The following is a 2,815-nucleotide window of genomic DNA, read 5'->3' on the forward strand; positions in this document are numbered from 1 at the left end:
CCTGCCGCTGCCAAGTCGCTCTGGTATCGGCTCGATCCGCGCACCAATTGGCTGCTGTATCTTTTCATGGTGCTAGGCGCAATGCTGCAAAGCAGTTGGCTCGGACTTGTCTGCGCCGCCTTGCCGGTTGCTGCCGTCTATATCGGACTGTCCCGATCTGCGCTGGTTGGCGCGGTCAAAATCCTAAAACCGGTAGCATGGTTCATGGCGATCTCCGTCGGCTTGGCGGGGTTGGAATGGACGGCAAGCAGTGGTTTTCCCTTCGTCGGGTTTTCTTTGGAGAACTCGCTTGCTACCGGCTTGAATGTATTCCGCCTGTTTCTGATCACGATCGCAAGCTACTGGTTTGCGGCCACAACGCCTTACGGGCGTATGGTGCAAGGGCTTGCCTGGGGGCTTGGGTATGCCAAACGATTGAAGCTCCCAACGGACTCGTTTGCTTTGGCGGTATCGCTCATGTTCAAATTTATCCCGATGATTGTGCGCGAATGGCAGCGGTTCTCGGATATCGTTCGGGCAAGAGGCAAAGCGGCCATCCGGCCGGGAACCGTACGGGGACGGGACATGCCGGCGCTGGTCGTCCCGCTCCTGCTGGCGCTGTTCCACCGGGCGGAGGAAATGACCTCCGCTCTGGAGATGAAAAAAATCGGCAGCCGAACCGCGCTCTTGGGCCATACCGGTTCTCTGCGCCTAACCCGGGCCGACGGACTTGCCATCGTCTCAGGCATCCTTCTTCTTAGCGGGCTTGCCGCCTTGCGCGGCTGACTTTAACACAAAATCCCCCTTCGTCGCACGGAAAGCTCGCAGCTTAACGTGAGCGGAGGGGGATTTCGGTTTCGTTCAACCGGGCGAATACAGGCCTGTGATCGGAAGCGCGGCTGTCTCGGACTAGCGCGGGCTTCTCTGCCGGTAAATTGGTAAAAATGTGGTCGATCCTGCCTCCATGAGCAACCGTCGGCAAGGAAGGCTTCGGCCTGACTTCCTTCAGTCCAAGGCCGCGAATGGTCGCCTGAAGCTCGGGATTGGAAGACGGGCAGTTGAAGTCGCCGAGCAAAATCAGAGGCGCTTCCCCGTCCCGCAGCGCGGCAAGCAATTGCGGCCATTCGCGCGTTCGGCCTTCGGCTTCGACGCTGAGATGCGTAGTCGCAACCGTCACGGTGCGGTCCGGCAGACGCAGCTCAGCGGTCAGCAGCAGGCGCGGTTCGTGTCCGCCGGCAAGCCGGTGAATTTGCGGCGCTTCGAGCGGATAGCGGCTCAGCAGAGCGACGCCGTACTCCGACATGCCGCGGCGGATCGCCGGAGCATAGATATAATGCATACCCATGCTTTGGGCAAAATAGCGGGCTTGGTCCTGCAGCCCGCTGCGCCACCGCAGACGGTCCACCTCCTGCAGCGCAATGACATCCGCATCAGCGGCTTTAAGCTCCCGTAGCACCGCTAGCGGGTTGACGCGGCCGTTCATTCCTTTGGCGTGACGAATATTATACGTCATCACTTGTAGCGGCCGGCCTTGGCCTGAAACGGGTTCCGCAGACGGGACGGCCGATGCCGGGCGGGATTTGACGCCGGAAGGCGGCAGCTGCAAGGGGCCGGTATTCGGAACGATGAACGCCGTCAGCAGCAGCGCGCTCCATACGGCAATCCATACGAGGCGGGACGGTGCTCCACGTCGGATATTAGCCGCTTTTGGTATGGGCACCGGAAGCACGATGAACGCCTCCTCTCTTCGCTTTCTTTGAATCACGATTCTGAAGCATGCGTATAAAAGCATAAGACAGGCGGGCTGATTTTGTATACCGGGGAACGGATGGAAATCGAAATCGGCGGGCAAATATGCTAAACTGAGGGAGATTGTCGCCTTTTTCAGGACTTTGATTTCAGGAGGCTTTATTCATCATGCTGCTTCAAGTTTCGGCCATCACAAAAAGCTACGGCGTCAGCACCGTACTTTCCAATATATCGCTTCAAATCGAGGCGCGGGAGCGCATCGGGCTCGTCGGCGTAAACGGCGCAGGCAAATCGACGCTGCTTCAAATCATCGCGGGCGAGCTGCCCTACGATTCGGGAAGCATTTTTAAGGCAAAAGAGACGAAAATCGGCTATTTAAAACAAAACAGCGGATTAACGTCGGACCGCTCCATCTGGAACGAGCTGATGAGCGTGTTCGACCGCTTGCTGGAAATGGAAGAGGAGCTGCGGCGGCTGGAAGCGCGCATGTCCGACCCCGACGTGCTGGCCGACGAGAAGAAAACCGAGGAAACGATGCGCCGCTATGCCGAGCTGTCGGATGCGTTCCGCGAGCGCGGCGGCTATGAGATCGAGGCGAGAATTCGCGGAATCCTGAGCGGGATGGGCTTCGGACAGATGGACCCGGCTACCCCCGTGCATACGCTGAGCGGAGGGCAGAAGACACGGCTCGCGCTGGCCAAAATGCTGCTCGAAGCGCCGGACTTGCTGCTGTTGGACGAGCCGACGAACCATCTGGACATTCCGACACTGACGTGGCTGGAGCAGTATTTGCGCTCCTATCCCGGAGCCATTCTGGTCGTCTCGCATGACCGTTATTTTCTCGATTCGCTTGTCGGCGCCATCTATGAGATCGAACGCACGGCGTCGCGCCGCTACACCGGAAATTATTCGCGGTACATCGAGCTAAAGGCGGCGGATTACGAAGCGCAGCTCAAGCAGTACGAAAAACAGCAGGAAGAAATTTCAAAAATGGAAGATTTCATCCAGCGCAATCTGGTCCGCGCTTCCACGACCAAACGGGCGCAAAGCCGCCGCAAAGCGCTGGATAAAATGGAGCGGCTCGACA

At 58.4% G+C, this 2,815-nt stretch carries 3 protein-coding genes; 2 read left to right on the forward strand and 1 reads right to left on the reverse strand.

The features are described from left to right. On the forward strand, positions 1-765 hold a 765-nt coding region (locus PEH01S_RS34015; RefSeq protein ID WP_164828148.1), incomplete at its 5' end, for an energy-coupling factor transporter transmembrane component T family protein. Between the two features lie 43 nt (positions 766-808). Here PEH01S_RS34015 and PEH01S_RS34020 read toward each other — a convergent pair. Continuing rightward, entirely contained in the window at positions 809-1,708 is a 900-nt protein-coding gene (locus PEH01S_RS34020; protein ID WP_025851898.1) for an endonuclease/exonuclease/phosphatase family protein, read from the reverse strand. 188 nt (positions 1,709-1,896) lie between these two features. Between PEH01S_RS34020 and PEH01S_RS34025 the strand changes: the two genes are divergently transcribed. Continuing rightward, positions 1,897-2,815 (forward strand): ABC-F family ATP-binding cassette domain-containing protein (locus tag PEH01S_RS34025; RefSeq protein ID WP_164828149.1); only part of this gene is annotated, 919 nt, incomplete at its 3' end.

The sequence above is a fragment of the Paenibacillus ehimensis NBRC 15659 genome, from assembly GCF_004000785.1.
Classification (GTDB): domain Bacteria; phylum Bacillota; class Bacilli; order Paenibacillales; family NBRC-103111; genus Paenibacillus_G; species Paenibacillus_G ehimensis.